Source organism: Janthinobacterium sp. GW458P (assembly GCF_002127585.1).
In the GTDB taxonomy this organism is placed as follows: domain Bacteria; phylum Pseudomonadota; class Gammaproteobacteria; order Burkholderiales; family Burkholderiaceae_D; genus Janthinobacterium.
The window spans coordinates 141493-161017 of sequence record NZ_NEGZ01000003.1; the positions used below are offsets into that span (position 1 = coordinate 141493).

Genomic DNA, 19525 nt, shown 5'->3' on the forward strand with positions numbered 1-19525 from the left:
ATGGGGACACAGGCCCAATTACTGGTCGATGCGCAGAATTTCCTGGGCGAGGGCGTGCGCTGGTGCGAGCGCAGCGGCCGCGTTTTCTGGACGAATATCGAAGGCTGCCAGCTGCATGCGCTGGTGCTGGCCACGGGCGAACGCCAGCGTTGGGACATGCCCGAGCGCCTGGCGTGCTTCGCGCTGACGGAGCGCGACGACGTGCTGCTGCTGGGCCTCGCTTCGCGCCTGGCGTGGTTTGACGCGCGCAGCGGGGCCGTCATGCCCTTGCACACCGTGGAGGCAGACTTGCCCATGACGCGCCTGAACGACGGCCGCTGCGACCGCCAGGGACGCTTTGTCTTCGGCACGCTCGATGAGCGCTCCTGCCGCGATGCGATCGCCAGTTTCTACCGCCTCAACCTGGACTTGAGCCTGGAACGGCTGCCGCTGCCGCCCATCGCCATCTCGAACAGCATCTGCTTCAGCGTTGATGGCACGGCCATGTATTTTTGCGACTCGATGAAGAAGGCGATCTACCGCTGGGACGATTACCTGGGCGGCGATGCCAGCCGGGTGCGCGTGTTTGCCGTGCTCGATCCGGGGCCGGGCGCGGCCGACGGCGCCACCATCGATGCGGATGACCACTTGTGGAGCGCGCAGTGGGGCGCCGGCCGGGTCTTGCGCTTCGCGCCGGACGGCAGCGTTGAGCGGGCGATAGCCTTGCCCGTGTCGCAGCCCAGCTGCGTGAGCCTGGGCGGCCCGCACTACGACGAATTGTTCGTCACGACGGCGCAGGAAAGCCTGACCCCGGCCCAGCTGGCGGGCGAACCGCTGGCCGGAGGATTGTTTCATGCGCGCCAGGTGGACGTGCGCGGTTTGCCGGAGGTGCGCTTTGGCGCCCTGCCGGCCTGACAGGAGAGAGCATATGCAAAAGCATGCAGTTTTCGAGGGCATTATCGAACGGGGCATGGTCGGCATCGTGCGCGCCGACTCGCCCGATGCGGCGCTGCAGATTGCCGAGGCGTGCATCGCCGGCGGCATCACGGCGCTGGAAGTGGCGTTCACCACGCCCGATACCCTGGGCGTGCTGCGCACCCTGCGCGAACGCCATGGTCCTGAGGTGCTGCTGGGCGCGGGCACGGTGCTCGATACGGAGACGGCGCGCGCCGCCATCCTTGCCGGCGCCCAGTTCATCATTTCGCCCGGCGTGAACGTCGACACCATCGCGCTGTGCCAGCGCTACCAGGTGCTGGCCATGCCCGGGGCGATGACGCCGACGGAGATCGTCACGGCCCTGCAGGCGGGCGCCGACATCGTCAAGGTCTTTCCCGCCGAGATGTTCGGCCCCGCCTACATCAAGGCCCTGCGCGCACCGTTGCCGCAAGCGCCGCTGATGCCGACGGGCGGCGTGACGGTGGAGAACCTGCATGCATGGTTTGCCAGCGGCGCGGTGGCCGTGGGCATCGGCAGCAGCCTCAGTGGCCCGGGCGCCACGGGAGATTACGCGGCCGTGACGGGGCGCGCACAAGCCTTCGTGGCGCAGATGGCGGTCGTGCGTATGGCCAAGTCTTCTGGCTAGCTCCCGGCGGGACGGGAATCTGCTACGCTAGACGGGCAATGTCGCACGCTTAACCACGACCCGAATATGCCCAACATCGCCCGCATCCTGCAAGACAGCCGCATCATCGCCATCGTCGGCATGTCCGACAAGCCCGAACGCGCCAGCCACGAAGTGGCGGACTACCTGCTGCGGCATGGTTACCGCGTATTGCCCGTCAATCCGGCCCTGGCCGGGCGCGACGTGCTGGGCCAGCGCGCTTACGCCACCCTGACGCAGGCCGCCGCCGCAGTGGCGCCGGCGCGCATCGATATCGTCGACTGTTTCCGCAAGCCGGCAGACATCCTGCCGATCGCCGAGGAAGCCATCGCCGTCAAGGCCGGCTGTCTGTGGCTGCAGCTCGATGTCATCAATGACGAAGCGGCGCAGCTGGCGCGGGCAGCGGGGCTGGAGGTGGTGATGGATCATTGCACAAAAATCGAGCACCGCAAGCTGGCGGTGGCGGCATGAAGGCCCGCACGCAATTTCGCGCCGGGAAGGGCTTCGAGCTGAATGAGGAATTCGCCGGCAAGCGGCTGCTGGGTGCCGCCACCAAGGCGGCCAATAAGAAGCTGACGGCAGCCCAGTGCAAGGCCATCGATCGCGAGGAAACCGTGGCGCTGACGGCGCAGATCGCCGAGTGCCAGAGCATGCTGTACGCGCAGCACAAAAAGAAGGTGCTGCTGGTCCTGCAGGGCATGGATACCTCGGGCAAGGATGGCACGGTCAAGGCCATCTTCAGCAATATCAACCCGATGGGCATCCGTGCCGTGGCGTTCAAGGGCCCCACCGATATCGAACTGGCCCACGATTACCTGTGGCGCGTGCATCAGCATGTGCCGGTCAAGGGTGAAATCGCCATTTTCAACCGCAGCCATTACGAGGATGTGCTGATCACGCGCGTGCAGGACATGATCGACAAGGCCGAATGCCAGCGCCGTTATGCGCAGATCCGCGATTTCGAGCGCATGCTGAGCGAAACGGGTACCGTCATCCTGAAAGTCTTCCTGCATATCTCCAAGGATGAACAACGGGGGCGACTGCAGGAGCGGCTCGACGACCCGGACCGCCAGTGGAAGTTCGATCCCAACGATATCGCCCAGCGCAAGAAGTGGGATGCGTATCAGCGCGCCTATGAAACGGCGATCCGCGAAACCGATGCGGATCACGCGCCGTGGTACGTGGTGCCGTCCAATTCCAAGACCCAGCGCAACCTCGTGGTGGCCTCGCTGCTGCTGGAAACCCTGCAGGGCATGAAGCTGGAATACCCGGCGCCGGACCCGAAACTGTCGTCCTTCAAGGTCGAGTAAATCCGCGCCGCGCCTGCGAAATCGGCCGTGCTGTGGCATAGTATCCCCCGTCGATAATTCAAACCAGACCGGAGATCCACATGCTGCAGTTGAAAGATCCTACCTTGTTGCGCCACCAGGCTTACGTGAACGGTGCCTGGGTCGATGCCGATGGCGGCCAGACGCTCGACGTGAGCAACCCCGCCACGGGCGAGCATCTGGGCACCGTGCCCCTGATGGGCGCGGCCGAGACGCGCCGCGCGATCGAGGCGGCGAATGCCGCCTGGCCCGCCTGGCGCAAGAAGACGGCCAAGGAGCGCGCGGCCGTGCTGCGCCGCTGGCATGACCTGATCCTGGAAAACGCCGACGACCTGGCGCTGATCATGACCACCGAGCAGGGCAAGCCCCTGCCGGAAGCGAAGGGCGAAGTGCAGTTCGGCGCCTCGTTCATCGAGTGGTTTGCGGAAGAGGGCAAGCGCGTCTCCGGCGAGACGCTGCAATCGCCGTGGCCCGACCGCCGCCTGGTGGTGACCAAGGAGCCGATCGGCGTGTGCGCCGCCATCACCCCGTGGAACTTCCCCGCCGCCATGATCACGCGCAAAGTCGGCCCGGCTCTGGCCGCCGGCTGCCCGATGGTCCTGAAACCTGCCGAAGCGACGCCGTTTTCCGCACTGGCGCTGGCCGTGCTGGCCGAGCGCGCGGGCGTGCCTGCCGGCGTGTTCAGCATCGTCACCGGCGCGCCGAAAGACATCGGCGGCGAGATGACTTCGAATCCCATCGTGCGCAAGCTGACGTTTACCGGCTCGACGCAGGTGGGGCGTCTGCTGTTTGAACAGTGCGCGCCGACGGTCAAGAAGCTGTCGTTGGAACTGGGTGGTAATGCACCGTTCATCGTCTTCGACGACGCCGACCTGGATGCGGCCGTGGAAGGCGCGATTGCTTCGAAATACCGCAATGCGGGCCAGACCTGCGTGTGTGCCAACCGCCTGTACGTGCAGGACAGCGTGTACGATGCGTTTGCCGACAAGCTGGTGGCCGCTGTGGCCAGGCTGAAGGTGGGCAATGGCATCGAGGCTGGCGTCACGCAAGGCCCGCTGATCGACGCCAAGGCCGTCGCCAAGGTGGAAGAGCACGTGGCCGATGCGCTGGCCAAGGGCGGGCGTTTGCTCGCCGGCGGAAAGCGTCATGCGCTGGGCAACGGCTTTTTCGAGCCGACCGTCATCGCCGATGTGACGAACGACATGCGCGTGGCCACTGAAGAGACTTTCGGCCCGTTGGCGCCTTTGTTCCGCTTCACGACGGACGATGAAGTCGTCGCTCTGGCGAACAACACGGAATTCGGCCTGGCCGCCTACTTCTATTCGCGCGACATCGGCCGTATCTGGCGCGTGGCCGAAGGCCTGGAAACGGGCATGGTCGGCGTCAACACGGGCCTGATCTCGAACGAGATAGCGCCCTTCGGCGGCGTGAAGCAATCGGGCCTGGGCCGCGAAGGGTCGACCTACGGCATTGAGGACTACCTGGTCGTCAAGTATATCTGCATGGGCGGGATCCAGGATGCCTGATTAAAGCAGCGGCGCCGCTCATCGGCGCCGCTTGCCGCGATTTTTCAAGTATCCCTTACGTGCCTATCGACGGCTGCTGCGCGCCGATCCTAAACGGTCCAGCATGCGCTTGACCGCGTCCATCTGCGTGCCGCTGCGCGTGTAGAAATCCGGATCGATCGGATTGAGGCTGGTGTAGCCCCAGAAGTCCCAGCAGCCTTTCGGGTTGTACGGATAGACGGGGCTCGGCTCGGCCTGCGGGTACAGCACGATGATCTTGTTGGCGTCGGCTACCTGGTTGTAGCCGGTGCTGGTGTAGAAACGGTTGCCGATTGCCTGCGTCGTTTGCAGGCAGCCGTGGAAGACCACGTGCACGCGGCAGCTCTCGCTGTCGCAGGCTTTCGGAATGTAGGCGTAGCCGGTGTTGCTCATGCTCGAGTACGAGCTCTGGATGAAGCTGCGCTGGTTGAAGGCGATCAGCTTGCCCGTCAGTGCTGCTGACGAGGGTTGCAGATCCGGGTACAGATGCTGCAGGATGTCGCGCGCCTGCATGAAGTCGCAGTCGTTGATGAAGGGCGATGCCGTTACCTCGCAGGCCTTGTCCTGATTGTTGTCGGTGATGATGGCATGGCCGGCGCCGACCGTGTCGACGAAGCGGATTTGCGCCGCCGGCGTGCCCGCCAGTTCATAGAATTTCCCCACCTGCTCCACCACCGGTCGCGTCACGGTCTGGTCTTTCGTTCCGCTGAACAGGTACACGCGCTGGCGCTTCAGGTTGGCGGTATCGTCGATGAGACGAGCGCGCGCAAAATCGTTCGCCGCGCGCAGCAATGCGCTGGCCACGGGCGGGGCCACTTGCGCGCTGCCCGGATTCATGCAGGTGGTCAGGGCATTCGTCAGGTAGGGAATATAGGGGAAGCGGCCCGGCTGGCCCGAGCAGAAATACGGGCCGCCGGCGATGATGCCGGCACCGGCCACCGTGGCCGAATAGGCGACGGCAAACTGCGCGGCCATGAAACCGCCCGAGGACAGGCCGGAAACGGTGGTCTGGCGCAGGTCGGCCTGATAGGCTGGCAGGGCGGGCGCATCGCCCGTCGCGGCGGGCTTGATGGCCGTGGCGGCGTGCGTGCTGCCTGGCGCCAGGGTGAGCAGGCTGGCGGCCAGCAGCGAAGCGGGTAGGCGTGCAAGGTAGGGGAAGGGCATGATGTCTCCACTGGGCAATGAAACGGGGGCAGAAAGGCCGAGCATAGGTAAAAAAAACCGTCGCAGGGCACGGACTGCGCTGTTGTTGATGCAGCTCAAGGAATCGCTGTTGTTGTCTGCCTCACACATGCGCGCGGCGTTTGGCATAGAATGGTTTTTTACGTTCAACCATGGTGCCTCTCATGTCCAAGACCCTTGCCCAGCTGTTTGCGCTTACCACCCTTGCCGCCGGCGCCAGCCTGGCCATGCCGGCCCGTGCCGAAACAGCGCCAGTTGCCGCCGCGCCAGCGGCCTGCCCCGCCATCCTCAAGCAAACTTTCAACCGCCTGCAGGACGAGGCGCCGCAAAACCTGTGCCAGTATGCGGGCAAGGTCGTGCTGGTGGTAAATACGGCCAGTTATTGTGGTTTTACCAACCAATACGAGGGGCTCGAGGCGCTGTACGCCAAGTATGGCAGCAAGGGCCTGGTGGTGCTGGGTTTCCCGTCGAATGATTTCGGCAAGCAGGAACCGGGCAATAGCAAGGAAATCGCCGATTTCTGCTACAACACCTATGGCGTGAAGTTCCCCATGTTTTCGAAGTCCGTCGTTTCCGGCCCCAATCCGAACCCGCTGTACGTGGACTTGATCAAGCAGACGGGCAAGACGCCGGCCTGGAATTTTCATAAATACCTGATCGACCGCCACGGCAAGGTTGTCGAGAGCTTCCCCAGCAAGGTGACGCCGGACGACAAGAAGCTCGTTGGCGCGGTGGAAAAAGCGCTGGCGATGTAAGTTGCCGATACACAAGCAGGCCTGCGCGCCTGCTTTTTTTTAATGCCGCGCTTGTCGTCTTGCCATCATTGTCCTAAGCTGGTTGTTCATGTTTGTCAAAACAACCATCAAGGAGATCATCATGGCGTATGTCGATGGATTTGTGGTGCCCGTACCGAAGGCCAAACTCGATACCTATCTGGCCATGTCGCGCGCCTGCGGCGCCGTCTGGCGTGAATATGGCGCGCAGGAATTTCGCGAATGCGTGGGCGACGATGTCAAGCCGGGAAAACTGACCTCGTTTCCGCAGGCGGTGGACTTGCAGGATGGCGAAGTGGTGGTGTTTTCCTGGATCGTCTTCGAGTCGCGCGCCAAGCGCGACGAAATCAACGACAAGGTCATGAAAGACCCCCGTCTGGCCGAGATGATGGATCCGGCCAAGCTGCCCTTCGATGGCAAGCGGATGATCTACGGCGGCTATGAAATGCGCGTGGACGCCTAACGGACAAGCTGCGCCGGCATGGCGCCGCGCAACGCGTTGCACACGATAATCGCCTCGGCTCGTGCCAGCATGGGGCGCGTGATGATGGTTTCCTGTGCATCCCAGGCGGGATCGGCCAGCATGGCAGCGCGCTGCACGCCTGGCAGCAAGCCGCAGGACAACGGCGGCGTGTGCCAGCGGCCATCGAGCCGGACGAAGACATTGCTGCGCCCGCCCTCCGTCAGCTCGCCGCGCTCGTTAAAGAACAGCATGTCGAAGGCGCCCTGCGCCTCGGCTGTTCGCCAGGCCGCGTCATAGCGCGCGCGCACGCTGCTCTTGTGGCGCAGGAACAGGTCGGCCGCCGTGGTGGCGTCGGGCGCCAGCATGACGTTGACCTTGGCTGGCGAGGGCGCCAGTGAGCCGCTTTGCACCGTAAACTGGCCATCCTGGCGCAGCGCCAGGCGCAGGCGGAAGGGGGCATCGTCGGGGCGCGCCGCGCAGGCCGCCTGCAGCGCGGCGCGGGCAGCATGTTGGTCCCAGGAAAAACCGAAGTAGGCGCTGGACGCGGCCAGGCGCGCCAGGTGGCGCTCCTGCTGGCGGCAGCCGCCGGCGCGGCTGGCGTGCAGGGTCTCGAACAGTTCGAAGTCGTTGCTCAAGCCCGTCAGGAAGCGCGCCTTGAGCCGGCATTCCGCAAATTCCTCCTGCGGGTCGCTGTCGAGCACGATGCCGGCGCCCACGCCCATCTCGCCGCGCCGCAGGCCATCCGCACCGGGCGGCTGCAGGGCCAGGGTACGGATCGGCACGGACATGCAGAAGTCGCCTATCGTGTGGGCAGCGCCGGCGGCCGGCGGATCAAACCAGCCGATGGCGCCCGTGTAGATGCCGCGCGGCGCCGGCTCCAGTTCGGCGATGATCTCCATGGTGCGGCGTTTCGGCGCGCCCGTGATCGACCCGCACGGATACAGGGCCTGGAAGATGTCGGCCAGGCTGGCATCGTCGCGCAAGCGCGCCTGCACGGTGGACGTCATCTGCAGCACGCTGCTGTAGCGCGTCACCTGGAACAGGGCCGGCACCTTGACGGAGCCCGTGGCGGCGATGCGGCCGATGTCGTTGCGCAGCAGATCGACGATCATCAGGTTTTCCGCGCGGTTTTTCGGGTCGCTGGCCAGGGCGGCGGCGCGGCGCGCGTTTTCGTCCGTTTGTTCAGGCGGGGCGGCCGGCGCCGTACCTTTCATCGGGCGCGCCGTCAGCTCTCCTTGGGCATGGCGCACGAACAGTTCCGGCGACAGCGACAGCAGGGCGCCGCCATCGGGCAGCATCACCAGCGCGCCATACGGCACGGGCTGGCGTTCCCGCAGCCGCGCATACAGAGCCAGCGGCGAGCCGAAGGCGTCAAAGCGCAGCCGATACGTATAGTTGACCTGATACGTGTCGCCGGCCACGATGTAGTCGTGGATGCGCCCCAGCGCGCGCGTGAATTCGGCCTGATCCACATTCGCGCGGATGCCGGCGATGCCGGCCGGCGTTTCCACCGCCGGCGTACGTGCGGCCAGCCACTGCACCACCTCGTCCTGCGACAGCTGGGTGCAGTGTTCGAAGACGAGCACCTGCGCCAGCGGCGGCGCACCGGGATCTGCCGCGCGCGGCGGCATGGCCAGCAAGTGCGCGCCCAGCTCGTAGCTGCACACGCTGACGGCGTACTGGCCGCGTTCCAAGGCCCCTTGCAGCCCTTCGAGCAGCACTGGCCACGGCTTCCCCTCGCCGCACCGCAAGACCGCCGCCAGGCCCGTGTACAGGCGCGAACCGGCGCCGGGCGTGCTGGCGTCGTCGAGCAGGGCGAAACAATCGGTATGCATGGGGACAGCCGCGGCAGTGACTTACCCCAGCAGCATGGCGATTTGCAGCGCCGCTTCCTGGGATGGATTGATCTTGAAGCCGCTTTTGGCGTAGCGGTGCCAGCGTCCGATGACGAAGCTGACGATCAGGGTGGCGCGCGCCGCCACTTCGCTTTCCTTGCCATGCCCTTCGGCGGCGGCCACGCGCAAGGCCTGCTTGAGCGCCAGTTCCACGCGGTCGTAGAACTGGTTCATGCGCACTTGCAGGCGCTCGTCCTCATTGACCAGGGCGTCGCCGATCAGCACGCGCGTCATGCCCGGATTGCTGATGGCGAAATTGAGCAGCATGCCGACGATGTCGCGCGTCTGCGTCATGCCGTCGCTGTGCTTTTCCGCGATCTGGTTGATCAGGCCGAAAACGCTCGACTCGATGAATTCGATCAGCCCTTCGAACATTTGCGCCTTGCTGGCGAAATGGCGGTACAGGGCCGCTTCCGAGACGGCCAGCCTGGCCGCCAGTGCTGCGGTGGTGATCTTTTCGCCTTTCGGCTGCTCCAGCATTGCGGCGAGGGCCTGAAGAATTTGTAGCCTGCGTTGGCCCGGCGGTGTGCTTGCCATATTTTCTCTTGTCGTTAAAAAAAATGCTGCCTTGATGGGAAGGTCCGTCACCGCCGCTAGCGGTGCGGCTTCCGGCGTCAGCCGGAAGCTCAGGAGTCCCCTTCAACGCAGACGGTGAAGGCGGCGTGCCAAATGCCGGACAGATTTTACTTTGACATCGACGTAAGCGGGGCGATTTAACGCCTTGGGCAGCTTCGCCACGCCGATCGGATCGGCCATTTTCAGGTATTGCGTGACCCAGGCCGTGCGCAGGCCCAGCCTTTTTGCGCCCTTCAGGTTGGCCAGGGTATCTTCCACCAGGATGCAGCGCCCGGGCCGGATCTGGTGCTTGCGCATCAGTTTGCGCAGCATCAGCGTCGATGGCTTGGGCCGCAGCTGGCGGTGCACCTGCATCGCTTCGATGGCGACGTGGTGTGAAAAGTGCCGGCGCAGGCCCAGGTGGCGCATTACGTCGCTCGAATAGCGCAGCGGCGCGTTGGTGAGCAAAATTTTACGGCCAGGCAGGCGTTTGAGTAAAGCCCCCAGTCCCCGCTCGGCGCGTATCATGGCGCGCAAATCGTCGAAGGCGTGCGTCTCGTGCAAAAAATGCGCGGCCTGCACCTGATGGTGCTTGACCATGCCCAGCAAGGTGGCGCCATAGCGGCGCCAGTAAGCCGCACGCGCCGCATTGACGATGGCCTCGTCGGCCGGCGTCACACCGTCGCCCAGCACGCGGGCAATATACGTGTTCATATTGGCCGTGATGGTGGGGAAGATGGCGTGCGAGGCATTGTGCAGCGTGTTGTCGAGGTCAAACAGCCAGACCGGCGACGAGCGGTTAAGATGGGACACAGGCACGAGAGTCTTTGCTAGCGAGAGAAGATGAAAAATTCAACAATCAGGAAAACCATGCGACGCCAGATTATAGTGATGTTTTGCGGATTATTCTTGCTGCCGTTGCAGACGGCCTTCGCCGAAGCGCCGCCCGTGGCGCAAAACCGGGGCGCCCTTTTCAAGGTGCAGGACGCGGCCCACACCCTGTATTTGTTCGGTACCATCCACGTCGGCGCGCCCGACTTTTATCCGCTCGAACCCACTGTGACGCAGGCGCTGCACCAGGCAGGGGCGCTGGCGCTGGAGATCGATCCGGGCGCCGATCCGCGCGCCGCCCTGGGCGCCGTGCTGAAATACGGCATGGAGGCGCCGGGCAGCAAAGTGCCTGCCGACTGCCGCCAGACCCTGGCGCCGCGCCTGGCGCCGCTGTTGCAAAAATACGGCATTTCAGCTGAATCGGTGGCGCCGATGAAGCCGTGGATGCTGGCCAGCATGCTGGCCATCGGCGAGTTTTCCACCTTGGGCTACCGCTCCGACCTGGCGGTGGACAATTATCTGTCGCAGCAAGCCAAGGCGCGCAAGATCCCCGTGCTGGAACTCGAATCGATGGAAGGCCAGATGGCGCTGTTTGGCGCCATGTCGCCCGGCGACCAGTGCCGCTTCCTGGAAGACGGCGTGGCGTCGATCGAAGACCAGGAACAGAGCCAGGAAGCGCGCGAGATCGCCGGCGCCTGGCGCAACGCCGACGCGGCCGCCTTCGACAGGCTGGCGGCAAAGGCGGCGCAAGACCCCTCGTTCGCCGCGCAGTTCGTGCAAAAGGTGTTGTTAGATGGCCGCAACCCGGCCCTGGCCGACGGCATCGCCAGCCTGCTGGCGCGCGAAAAGTCCAGCCTGGCCGCCATCGGCGTGCTGCACCTGGTCGGAGAGAAAAGCGTGCCGGATTTATTGCGCAAGAAAGGCCTGAAGGTCGAGCGGATTTATTGAACGGCAGAAGCGATGACGGCAGCTCAGCCGCGCAATAAACGGCGGCAGAGTAGATGAAAAGTGTTCAGGGCAAGGCGCCGAGCCGAAGACAGTACGCATGTACGGCGAGGCGAGGCAACGCAGCCATGGACATTTTTTACTATCAGGAGATGACGGCAGAGCAGATGGAAAAATGTTCAGGGCAAGGCGGACTGACGAAGACAGTACGAATGTACGGCGAGGAAGGACAACGCCGCCATGGACAGTTTTTCAGCTGCGGGGATATAAAGTTGGTGCCCTTGACGTGGATCGAACACGTGGCCTCTCCCTTACCAAGGGAGTGCTCTACCACTGAGCTACAAGGGCAAATTAAAAGCGGCGCCAGGTGATCTGCGCCGCCAAACTACTCGCTGTGATGCGTTGCGATTTTTTTAGTGCGAACGGATCATAGTACCAAAAGCCTGCTCGGTCAACACTTCCAGCAATAATGAGTGTTCGATGCGGCCATCGATGATGTGCACCGTATTCACGCCGGACTTGGCCGCGTCGAGCGCCGACGAGATTTTTGGCAGCATGCCGCCCGAGATCGTGCCATCGGCGAACATCTCGTCGATTTCGCGTGCCGACAGGTCGGTTACCAGGTTGCCCTGCTTGTCCTGGACGCCGGCGATGTTGGTCATCATGATCAGCTTTTCCGCCTTCAGGATTTCCGCGATCTTGCCCGCCACGACATCGGCATTGATGTTGTAAGCCTGGCCGTCCTGGCCGAAACCGATAGGCGAGATGATGGGAATGAAGGCGTCGTCCTGCAGCGCCTTGACGACGGCCGGGTTGATCGCGTCGATCTCGCCGACAAAGCCGATGTCGAGGAACTCGCCCGGATGTTCGCGGTCCGGCATCTGCATCTTGCGCGCACGGATCAAGCCGCCGTCCTTGCCTGTCAGGCCGACTGCCTGGCCGCCGTAATGGTTGATCAGCATGACGATATCCTGCTGTACTTCGCCGCCCAGCACCCACTCCACCACTTCCATGGTTTCTTCGTCGGTGATGCGCATGCCTTGCACGAAGGTGCCTTGCTTGCCGATTTTCTTGAGCGCGTTGTCAATCTGCGGTCCGCCGCCGTGCACCACGACCGGGTTCATGCCGACCAGCTTGAGCAGGATGACGTCGCGCGCGAAGCCGTGCTTCAGGCGTTCGTCCGTCATCGCGTTGCCACCGTACTTGATGACGATGGTTTTGCCATGGAAATTGCGAATGTATGGCAGGGCCTCGGCCAGAATCTGCGCCTTGATTTGCGGCGACACCGCCGTCAAGTCGTCATTCATGTCCAGGTTCAAGTTAGCTAGTTGATTCATGGCGAGTCCGGAAAATAGATTTGTGCGATTTTACAGGGAAGAAGAAAATCCTGGAGGCATTATAGGGCGATCTTGTTGTATTTTCCCTGATGATCCTATAGTCTGGGCCGATATGTCCGCCAGCCAGCCTTTTTACTGCCAGTTACATCTGCGTCGCACCCCGGTGCGACGTGTCACACACTTGCCAATTCAAACACAGCCATGAGCCAGTGCACGCGCTGCGGCGCCACGTTCCAATGCGGCCAGACTGACCTGCAAGCGGCCGGACCATGCTGGTGCACGGCCCTGCCGCCGGCCATGCCCGTGCCGGGCAGCGCCATCGGCTGCTGGTGCCCGGCCTGTCTGCAAGTCCATATTGCATCGCTGGCGCATCCCATAAAAGCGCCAACATCGGCCAAATAAGCGCATTTTCGCGCAATTCCTTTGCAATAAACCTTGCATTCTGTAGGGAAATGCGTTCAGACTTCGCTTTTAATAGTTACTTATGGGAAATTTTTATGCGTTTCAGGGATATCCGGATCGGCGTGCGCATCAATGCGGGCTATGTCATCCTGATTGTGCTGATGCTGGTCGTCATCGTGCTGTCGGGCAGCCGTATTTACGCGATCCGTGCCGAGACCGACGATATTCTGCAGCGCGACTGGGTCGCTTCCAAGGCCACCAGCAAGATCCATGGCCTGGCGCGCGAGGCTGCCACGCGCATCGCCAGCCTGCCCACCCAGCATAAGCTGGCGCTGCGCCAGGCAAATCAGGAACGCCTGGAATCGATCAAGCTTGGCATCGACGAACAGGTGCGGGTTCTCGACGGGCTCGATGCGCGGCCCGAGGAGCGGCGCCTGCTGGAGCAGATGCATCGCGCGCGCGCCGATTATTATGCCTCGCTCAAGGCGATGTTCGTGCTGGTAGAGCGCGGTGACGATGCTGGCGCGGAGCAGACGATGCAGATACAGACGCTACCCGTGCTGGAAAAGGTGCTGCTCTACGTAGGCCAGCTCGATGACCTGCAGCAGCAGCAGATCCGCGACAGCGCGGCGAGGATACGCAACGATATCGACACCTCGCTGCTGCTGATGGGCGGCATCGGCCTGGCAGCCTTGCTGATTGGCCTGGCCTTTGCCTGGTCGGCGCGCTCGATCACGCGTCCGCTGGGCGAGGCGGTGGCGATTGCCACGCGCGTGGCCAATGGCGACCTCAGTTCCGTCATCGAAGTGACGTCACGCGACGAGACGGGCGAATTGCTGCAGGCGCTCAAGGACATGAGTACCAGCCTGGCCGTCGAGCAGGACTTGCGCCATGCCGTCGAAGTGGCCGAGGATGCGACCAAGATGAAGTCGGACTTCCTGGCCAATATGTCGCACGAGATCCGCACGCCGATGAATGGCATCATCGGCATGACCCACCTGGCGTTGCAGACCGAGCTCACGCCAACCCAGCGCAATTACCTGGAAAAGGTGGAATCGGCCTCGAAGAACCTGCTGGCCATTATCGACGATATCCTCGATTTCTCGAAGATAGAGGCGGGCAAGATGGCCTTTGAAAAAGTCGATTTCTTCCTCGAGGACGTGCTGGCGCAGATCGCCGACCTGTCCGTGATGCGCGCGCAGGACAAGGGCCTGGAGCTGCTGTTCGACGTCGCTCCCGATGTACCGAACGCCTTGCAGGGCGATCCGCTGCGCCTGGGCCAGGTGCTGATCAACCTGACCAACAATGCCATCAAATTTACGGAGAAGGGCGAGATCGTCGTCAGCATCCGCCTGCAGCAGCTGGAAGAACATGCGGCGGTGCTGCGGGTGGATGTGCGCGACACGGGCATTGGCCTGACGCCGCCCCAGCGCAGCAAGCTGTTCCAGGCATTTACCCAGGCCGATACCTCCACCACGCGCCACCACGGCGGCACGGGCCTGGGCCTGACCATCAGCAAGCGCCTGGTGGAAATGATGGAAGGCGAGATCGACCTGGAAAGCGAAGCTGGCGTGGGCAGCACCTTCTTTTTCACGGCCCGCTTCGGCCTGGCCGCCGTGCCGCGCGACAGCCTGCAGCATCCGCAGCAGTTCGAGGGGCTGCGCGTGCTGGTGGTCGACGATAACCCAAGCGCGCGTGAAATATTCGTCAATATGCTGACGGCGCTGGGCTTCGAGGCGCGCGCCGTATATGGCGGCGTGCTGGCCATCGGTGCTGTGGCGCAGGCGCGTGCCGAGGGGCGCCCGTATGGCCTCGTACTGATGGACTGGAAGATGCCTGGCATGAACGGCCTCGATACCCTGGCCGGCATCCGCGCAGATGCCGCTGGCATCGATGCGGCGCCTGCCTGCATCATGGTGACGGCCTTCCATCGCGAAGCGCTGGTGGAGGCGGCGCGCCAGCGCGAGCTGCCGCTTGACGGTATATTGAACAAGCCGATCAGCGCCTCGACCTTGCTTGACCAGATTTCATTCGTGTTTGGCGGCGTGACGGGACAGAGCCGCAAGACGCAGCGCCAGAGCAGCTACCGCGACGACGAGCGCGCTCTGCGCGGCGCCTGGCTGTTGCTGGTGGAAGACAATGAGGTCAACCAGGAAGTGGCGCAGCATATTCTCAACGACGCGGGCATTCGCGTCGATATTGCCAGCAATGGCGCCATCGCGCTGGCGAAGATCGAAGAAAATGCGTATGACGGCGTATTGATGGATTGCCAGATGCCGGTGATGGACGGCTATCAGGCGACCCGCAAGCTGCGCCAGGATCCGCGCTACTCCAATTTGCCCGTGATTGCCATGACGGCCAATGCCATGGTTGGCGACAAGGAAAAATGCCTGGACGCCGGCATGAACGATTTCATCGCCAAGCCGATCGACGTGGCGCAGCTGTTCGGCACCCTGGCACGCTGGATTGCGCCTGCCATGCCGCAGGAAGTGAGCGTGGCGGTGGCGCTGCCGGAAGCGGAGCTGCCGGTGATCGCAGGCCTGAAAATGGCGGACGCCATGCGGCGCGTGGGCGGCAATGCCGCGTTGATGCGAAAATTGCTGGACCGTTTTGTGGAAACCCAGTTTGATGTCATGCAGCGCATCGTTGCCGCCATCGAGAACAACCAGCTGGAAACGGCGATTCGCGAAGCGCATACCCTGAAGGGCCTGGCCGGCAATATCGGCGCCGGCGGCCTGGCCGATTGCGCTGCGCGCGTCGAGCATTTGCTCAGCCTCGGCTCGCACGACGGCTTGCCGCAGGCGCTGGCCGCCTGTACCCTGGCGCTCGATGAGCTGGTGCCGAAGATCGTGCTGGCCATGCAGGCGCGTGGCAATGTGGTCGAGCCAGGTAGTGCGGTGGTGGCGCCCGTGGACCGGGTGCGCCTGGAGACTGGCTTGCGCGAACTGTCGCAGCTGCTGCAGCAGGATGATGCGCAGGCCGTCAAACACCTCGACGGCATCGGCCCTGTGCTGATCGCGGCCGGGCAGGCTGAACACGCGCGTCAGTTGAAGCGCATGCTGGGGCAATATGATTTCGAAGGTGCGCTGGCGCAGCTGGGCGAGGTGGCCGATGCGCTGGAGCTGACATTGTGAGAAGGATAACTATGCAGAGCGAAGGACGGGCATGAGAGCGCCGGCAAGCAAGCCAACCATCCTGGTGGTCGATGACACGCCAGACAATATCGACCTGCTGCGTGCGGTGCTGGAAGACGATTACCGCACCAAGATTGCCGTCAATGGCGAGCGTGCCCTGAAGATCGCCGCCGGCAGCGACCAGCCTGACCTGATCCTGCTCGACATCATGATGCCGGGCATGAGCGGCTACGATGTGTGCCGCGCGCTGAAGGCCGATCCCGCCACGGCCGGCATCCCCGTGATTTTTGTCACCGCCATGAGCGAAGTGGCCGACGAGCAGCTGGGCCTGGCCCTGGGCGCCGTCGACTACATCACCAAGCCGATTTCGGCGCCCATCGTGCTGGCGCGCATCAAGACGCAGCTGGCGATGAAGCAGATGCAGGATTTTTTGCTCGACCAGAACCAGTACCTGGAAACCGAGGTGGAGCGCCGCGTGCAGGAAGTCAAGGCGTTACAGGATGTCACCATCCATGCGATGGCGTCGCTGGCCGAGACACGCGACAGCGAGACGGGCAACCATATCCGCCGCACCTCGCACTACCTGAAGGCGCTGGCGGAAAAAGTGCGCAACTTGCCGCGCTTCCGCGCTTTTTTGACAGACAAGAATATCGAGCTGCTGTTCAAGACGGCGCCATTGCACGATATCGGCAAGGTGGGCATCCCCGACCATATCCTGCTCAAGCCGGGCCGTTTCGAGCCGCATGAAATGGCCATCATGAAGACGCACACTACGCTGGGTCGCGATGCCATCCTGGCGGCCGAGCACGAGCTGGGCATCGAGGTCGATTTCCTCAAGTACGCGAAAGAGATCGCCTACAGCCACCATGAAAAATGGGATGGCAGCGGTTATCCGCAGGGGCTGGCCGGCGAAGACATCCCGATTTCGGCGCGCCTGATGGCGCTGGCCGACGTGTATGACGCCCTGATCAGCCGACGTATCTACAAGCAGGGCATGGACCATGCGCAGGCCGTGCAGATCATCGTCGAGGGCCGCGGTTCGCACTTCGACGCCGAGATCGTCGACGCCTTCCTGCAGATCCAGGAGCAGTTCATCGCCATCTCCAACCGCTATGCCGACGGCGTGTGCGAGATCGCCGACAAGCAGCGGCAGATCGCACCATACACCGAAAACATCAGCTGACGGCCTTGAAGAAGCGCAGCTGCTTTTTGCGTCCGGCGGCTGGCGTCCGGGCCTTTGCCGTCGGTCGCATGACGGCCGCTGTCGCTGCCGCCTGATCAGGCATGGCCGGCGCCGTGCATGCCACGTCCAGATTAGTGTTTAGCTGACGGTCTTGAAGAAGCGCAGCATCTCCCGGCTGGCGTCCGGCCCTTTGCCGTCCGTGTAACTGCCGTTGTCGCTGCCGCCGGACCAGGCATGACCGGCGCCATGGATGATCCAATATTCACCCAGCGGCGAACCATCGGCCTGGCTGTGCGTGGTGCGCGTGTAGCGGTGGCCATTCGGCACGCTGCCGTCGACGGATGCGGCCTTGGCCGCCTTGCCGCCCGCCTGACTGCGCACGCCCTGGGCGATCAGTTCATCGCCATTGCGCGGGTTGACGGTGGTGTCGCGGTCGCCATGGAAGACGATGATGGGTACGCCGCCTGCCGGCGCCTGGCGCTTGGGGTTGGGCATGGCGCCGCCCTTCATGGCCGCCAGTGCCGACGGCAGGTCCTGCGCCGAGGCGAAGGGCAGACCCGAATGCACGCCCACGGCGGCAAACAGGTCCGGATACAAGGTGCCGACGATGACGGCCATGGCGCCGCCCGCCGACAGGCCGGCGACGAACACTTCGCGCTCATTGACCGGGTACTCGTCGATGACTTGCTGGGCGATGCCGGCGATCAGCGACGGCTCGCCCTGGCCGCGCTGCTGGTCGATGGCGTTGAACCAGTTCCAGCAGCGCGAACTGTTGGCGCCCTGCGTCTGCGCCGGGTAGACAACAAAACACTCCTTTTCTTCAGCCAGCGCATTCATCTGCGTGCCGGCCGCGAAATCGTCGGGATTTTGCGTACAGCCGTGCAGCATGACGACCAGCGGCATGGCCTGGCCATGATAGCTGCTGGGGATGTACAGCTTGTAGGAGCGCGTGCCCGCATGGTTGCGGTACACGCCGTCGATGAATTGGGCACCGTCGGGCACGTCCGGCGGCGCGGTGGCCGGGGTGTTGAAACCGGGCGGATGGAAATTCGGCAGCTCGAAGCTGGGCATGTCGAAGCCGTGCTGGCCCAGGCCGGCGGGCACGCCCAGGCGCGCCATGAAGTCTTGCGCGAAATCCTGCGCCGCTTGTGCCGGCGTGGGCGGCGCCGATGCCGATTCCGGCGCGGCGGCAGGCTGCGCGGCCCGGGCCGACGCTGGCGGCGGTGGTGGATTGATGTCGTGCATACGCTGCTGCGGCGGCTGCGTAGCCGTCGCCTGCGGTGTCAGGCCGGCCGCGGCCAACGCTTGCTGGATGGCTTCGGTGGCGGCGGCAGGGCCTCTGCCCATCAGCTTGCGGGTTGCTGCGCGCATTTGCGCAAACATGTTTTGAGGTAGTTTCATGACCATCCTTAACGGTGCCGCGCATCGGCCGGGCCATCGCCGCAAACCAATACGCTAGTGAATTCGCCCTGCGAGCGCCGTCTTGACGACGGTGCTGGCGTGCAGGGCACCTAATACGAAGATCGACTCGATGGTGGCCAGCGCCAGTTCCACGGAGACGTCGCTGGCGATGCTGGCCAGTCCCAGCACCTGGATCTGCAAGCGCTGGCCGGCGGCCTGGATCGCTTCCAGGTCGGCGCGCGAATAGTGCTGCATGCCCAATACCAGGCTTTTACGGGCGACGGTTTGTCTGACCACGTCGGCGTGGGTACCCAGTTGGTTGCGTATGGCCGTACGGATCAGGTCCGTACGGTTGGAATAGAATCCTTCCTGGACCAGCAGATCGATCTGCCCCAGGTCGATCAACCCCAGGTTGATCGTGATTTTTTCTGATTCCCCGATTTTGGGCTTGCTGTCTTGCTTGGTCATAAGTCTCCAGAAACTCCGTGTGGCATCCAACTGCCATCTACATGGATGGTAGTATAGTTCTGAAATATCTCAAGTCAAGCAGGATCTTGGCTGATCCGGATGTAGGACAAGGTCCCGCAGAGTGACAGGACCGTGCAAAATAAATGTGCGGTAAATAATTTTTTAATAATATTTTATTTTTAAACATGTGGCGACGGAAACATTGTTGTGCTTGTTTGCCGCATCGCTGCGGCGCTTTCGCGGCATAATGAAGGTCTCACAGTCACCGATGCCGCTTCATGATGGTCGCTACCCCGCCAGTTGTTCCCGCCATGCTGGCGTCCCCCGTGCCGTCGCCCTGCGTCAGCCTGTGCAAAATGAACCGCGACAGCGGCTTATGCGAGGGCTGTTTGCGCACGCTTGACGAAATCATCGCCTGGAGCAAGGCCGACGACGACTTCAAGCGCGCCGTGTGGGCCCAGTTGCCGGGCCGCGATGCCATGATCGACTTCGACTGAGGACCACG

The 19525-nt window shown here is 63.3% G+C and carries 19 protein-coding genes and 1 tRNA gene; 12 read left to right on the forward strand and 8 right to left on the reverse strand.

Translation table 11 applies throughout. The features are described 5' to 3' along the window. The 5 genes from CBW50_RS04125 (at window position 1) to gabD (ending at window position 4433) form a co-directional block, all read left to right on the forward strand. The gene (locus CBW50_RS04125; protein WP_086144337.1) at window positions 1-894 is read left to right on the forward strand and encodes an SMP-30/gluconolactonase/LRE family protein; all 894 of its coding nucleotides are present in this window, start codon (window positions 1-3) and stop codon (window positions 892-894) included. A gap of 13 nt (window positions 895-907) precedes the next feature. Further along, on the forward strand, window positions 908-1561 hold the full coding sequence (locus CBW50_RS04130; RefSeq protein WP_086144338.1) for a bifunctional 2-keto-4-hydroxyglutarate aldolase/2-keto-3-deoxy-6-phosphogluconate aldolase: 654 nt from the start codon (window positions 908-910) through the stop codon (window positions 1559-1561). Window positions 1562-1627: 66 nt separating this feature from the next. Beyond that, entirely contained in the window at window positions 1628-2050 is a 423-nt protein-coding gene (locus CBW50_RS04135; protein ID WP_086144339.1) for a CoA-binding protein, read from the forward strand. Next, the gene (locus CBW50_RS04140; protein ID WP_099419497.1) at window positions 2047-2889 is read left to right on the forward strand and encodes a PPK2 family polyphosphate kinase; all 843 of its coding nucleotides are present in this window, start codon (window positions 2047-2049) and stop codon (window positions 2887-2889) included. Before CBW50_RS04135 ends, CBW50_RS04140 begins: the two co-directional genes overlap by 4 nt. A gap of 80 nt (window positions 2890-2969) precedes the next feature. Continuing rightward, window positions 2970-4433, forward strand: a complete 1464-nt coding sequence (gene gabD / locus CBW50_RS04145) for an NADP-dependent succinate-semialdehyde dehydrogenase (RefSeq protein WP_086144340.1) — start codon at window positions 2970-2972, stop codon at window positions 4431-4433. A gap of 63 nt (window positions 4434-4496) precedes the next feature. On the opposite strand, the gene CBW50_RS04150 is transcribed toward gabD, so the two are convergent. Next, window positions 4497-5615, reverse strand: coding sequence for a poly(3-hydroxybutyrate) depolymerase (locus CBW50_RS04150; RefSeq protein ID WP_086144341.1), 1119 nt, complete (start codon window positions 5613-5615; stop codon window positions 4497-4499). Between the two features lie 182 nt (window positions 5616-5797). On the opposite strand from CBW50_RS04150, the gene CBW50_RS04155 reads away from it, so the two are divergent. After that, entirely contained in the window at window positions 5798-6388 is a 591-nt protein-coding gene (locus CBW50_RS04155; protein WP_086144342.1) for a glutathione peroxidase, read from the forward strand. Between the two features lie 121 nt (window positions 6389-6509). Further along, a complete protein-coding gene (locus CBW50_RS04160; RefSeq protein ID WP_086144438.1) occupies window positions 6510-6869 on the forward strand; it encodes a DUF1428 domain-containing protein in 360 nt (119 codons plus the stop codon). Here CBW50_RS04160 and pabB read toward each other — a convergent pair. The 3 genes from pabB to CBW50_RS04175 all read right to left on the reverse strand — a co-directional run bounded on the left by pabB (window position 6866) and on the right by CBW50_RS04175 (window position 10138). Continuing rightward, window positions 6866-8704, reverse strand: coding sequence for an aminodeoxychorismate synthase component I (pabB, locus tag CBW50_RS04165; protein ID WP_086144343.1), 1839 nt, complete (start codon window positions 8702-8704; stop codon window positions 6866-6868). The two genes, CBW50_RS04160 and pabB, sit on opposite strands and share 4 nt — an antisense overlap. Window positions 8705-8725: 21 nt before the next feature. Beyond that, window positions 8726-9301: a nucleoid occlusion factor SlmA gene (slmA, locus tag CBW50_RS04170; protein WP_086144344.1), complete on the reverse strand. Its 576-nt coding sequence runs from the start codon at window positions 9299-9301 to the stop codon at window positions 8726-8728. Between the two features lie 102 nt (window positions 9302-9403). Next, the gene (locus tag CBW50_RS04175; RefSeq protein ID WP_086144345.1) at window positions 9404-10138 is read right to left on the reverse strand and encodes a pyrimidine 5'-nucleotidase; all 735 of its coding nucleotides are present in this window, start codon (window positions 10136-10138) and stop codon (window positions 9404-9406) included. Between the two features lie 90 nt (window positions 10139-10228). Between CBW50_RS04175 and CBW50_RS04180 the strand changes: the two genes are divergently transcribed. Then, a complete protein-coding gene (locus tag CBW50_RS04180; RefSeq protein WP_226936148.1) occupies window positions 10229-11098 on the forward strand; it encodes a TraB/GumN family protein in 870 nt (289 codons plus the stop codon). Window positions 11099-11368: 270 nt separating this feature from the next. Here the strand turns inward: CBW50_RS04180 and CBW50_RS04185 are convergent. Together CBW50_RS04185 and argB are read right to left on the reverse strand one after the other, a co-directional pair. Then, window positions 11369-11443 (reverse strand) — tRNA-Thr (locus tag CBW50_RS04185). 65 nt (window positions 11444-11508) lie between these two features. After that, complete coding sequence (argB, locus tag CBW50_RS04190; protein ID WP_010393729.1) at window positions 11509-12402, reverse strand: acetylglutamate kinase; 894 nt, start codon at window positions 12400-12402, stop codon at window positions 11509-11511. 231 nt (window positions 12403-12633) lie between these two features. On the opposite strand from argB, the gene CBW50_RS04195 reads away from it, so the two are divergent. The 3 genes from CBW50_RS04195 (at window position 12634) to CBW50_RS04205 (ending at window position 17151) form a co-directional block, all read left to right on the forward strand. Continuing rightward, window positions 12634-12834, forward strand: coding sequence for a cysteine-rich CWC family protein (locus CBW50_RS04195; protein WP_086144347.1), 201 nt, complete (start codon window positions 12634-12636; stop codon window positions 12832-12834). Between the two features lie 95 nt (window positions 12835-12929). Further along, window positions 12930-15968 carry a response regulator gene (locus tag CBW50_RS04200; protein WP_086144439.1) on the forward strand — a complete coding sequence of 1013 codons (3039 nt, stop codon included), beginning with the start codon at window positions 12930-12932 and terminating at the stop codon, window positions 15966-15968. Window positions 15969-15999: 31 nt separating this feature from the next. Next, window positions 16000-17151 carry a two-component system response regulator gene (locus CBW50_RS04205; RefSeq protein ID WP_086144348.1) on the forward strand — a complete coding sequence of 384 codons (1152 nt, stop codon included), beginning with the start codon at window positions 16000-16002 and terminating at the stop codon, window positions 17149-17151. Window positions 17152-17289: 138 nt separating this feature from the next. On the opposite strand, the gene CBW50_RS04210 is transcribed toward CBW50_RS04205, so the two are convergent. Beyond that, window positions 17290-18552 carry a PHB depolymerase family esterase gene (locus tag CBW50_RS04210; RefSeq protein ID WP_226936146.1) on the reverse strand — a complete coding sequence of 421 codons (1263 nt, stop codon included), beginning with the start codon at window positions 18550-18552 and terminating at the stop codon, window positions 17290-17292. A gap of 54 nt (window positions 18553-18606) precedes the next feature. Next, window positions 18607-19020, reverse strand: a complete 414-nt coding sequence (locus CBW50_RS04215) for a CopG family transcriptional regulator (protein ID WP_086144350.1) — start codon at window positions 19018-19020, stop codon at window positions 18607-18609. 278 nt (window positions 19021-19298) lie between these two features. Here CBW50_RS04215 and CBW50_RS04220 point away from each other — a divergent pair, with 278 nt between their 5' ends. Beyond that, on the forward strand, window positions 19299-19517 hold the full coding sequence (locus tag CBW50_RS04220; RefSeq protein WP_086144351.1) for a DUF1289 domain-containing protein: 219 nt from the start codon (window positions 19299-19301) through the stop codon (window positions 19515-19517). Window positions 19518-19525: the final 8 nt, after the last annotated feature.

Bases quoted from the DNA above. Each gene is read 5' to 3' on its own strand.
- CBW50_RS04215 (WP_086144350.1), bottom strand. From the start codon at position 19,020: ATGACCAAGCAAGACAGCAAGCCCAAAATCGGGGAATCAGAAAAAATC.
- CBW50_RS04160 (WP_086144438.1), top strand. From the start codon at position 6,510: ATGGCGTATGTCGATGGATTTGTGGTGCCCGTACCGAAGGCCAAACTC.
- CBW50_RS04220 (WP_086144351.1), top strand. From the start codon at position 19,299: ATGATGGTCGCTACCCCGCCAGTTGTTCCCGCCATGCTGGCGTCCCCC.
- CBW50_RS04205 (WP_086144348.1), top strand. From the start codon at position 16,000: ATGAGAGCGCCGGCAAGCAAGCCAACCATCCTGGTGGTCGATGACACG.
- argB (WP_010393729.1), bottom strand. From the start codon at position 12,402: ATGAATGACGACTTGACGGCGGTGTCGCCGCAAATCAAGGCGCAGATT.
- CBW50_RS04140 (WP_099419497.1), top strand. From the start codon at position 2,047: ATGAAGGCCCGCACGCAATTTCGCGCCGGGAAGGGCTTCGAGCTGAAT.
- CBW50_RS04155 (WP_086144342.1), top strand. From the start codon at position 5,798: ATGTCCAAGACCCTTGCCCAGCTGTTTGCGCTTACCACCCTTGCCGCC.
- CBW50_RS04150 (WP_086144341.1), bottom strand. From the start codon at position 5,615: ATGCCCTTCCCCTACCTTGCACGCCTACCCGCTTCGCTGCTGGCCGCC.
- slmA (WP_086144344.1), bottom strand. From the start codon at position 9,301: ATGGCAAGCACACCGCCGGGCCAACGCAGGCTACAAATTCTTCAGGCC.
- pabB (WP_086144343.1), bottom strand. From the start codon at position 8,704: ATGCATACCGATTGTTTCGCCCTGCTCGACGACGCCAGCACGCCCGGC.
- CBW50_RS04210 (WP_226936146.1), bottom strand. From the start codon at position 18,552: ATGAAACTACCTCAAAACATGTTTGCGCAAATGCGCGCAGCAACCCGC.
- CBW50_RS04195 (WP_086144347.1), top strand. From the start codon at position 12,634: ATGAGCCAGTGCACGCGCTGCGGCGCCACGTTCCAATGCGGCCAGACT.
- CBW50_RS04200 (WP_086144439.1), top strand. From the start codon at position 12,930: ATGCGTTTCAGGGATATCCGGATCGGCGTGCGCATCAATGCGGGCTAT.
- gabD (WP_086144340.1), top strand. From the start codon at position 2,970: ATGCTGCAGTTGAAAGATCCTACCTTGTTGCGCCACCAGGCTTACGTG.
- CBW50_RS04130 (WP_086144338.1), top strand. From the start codon at position 908: ATGCAAAAGCATGCAGTTTTCGAGGGCATTATCGAACGGGGCATGGTC.
- CBW50_RS04125 (WP_086144337.1), top strand. From the start codon at position 1: ATGGGGACACAGGCCCAATTACTGGTCGATGCGCAGAATTTCCTGGGC.
- CBW50_RS04135 (WP_086144339.1), top strand. From the start codon at position 1,628: ATGCCCAACATCGCCCGCATCCTGCAAGACAGCCGCATCATCGCCATC.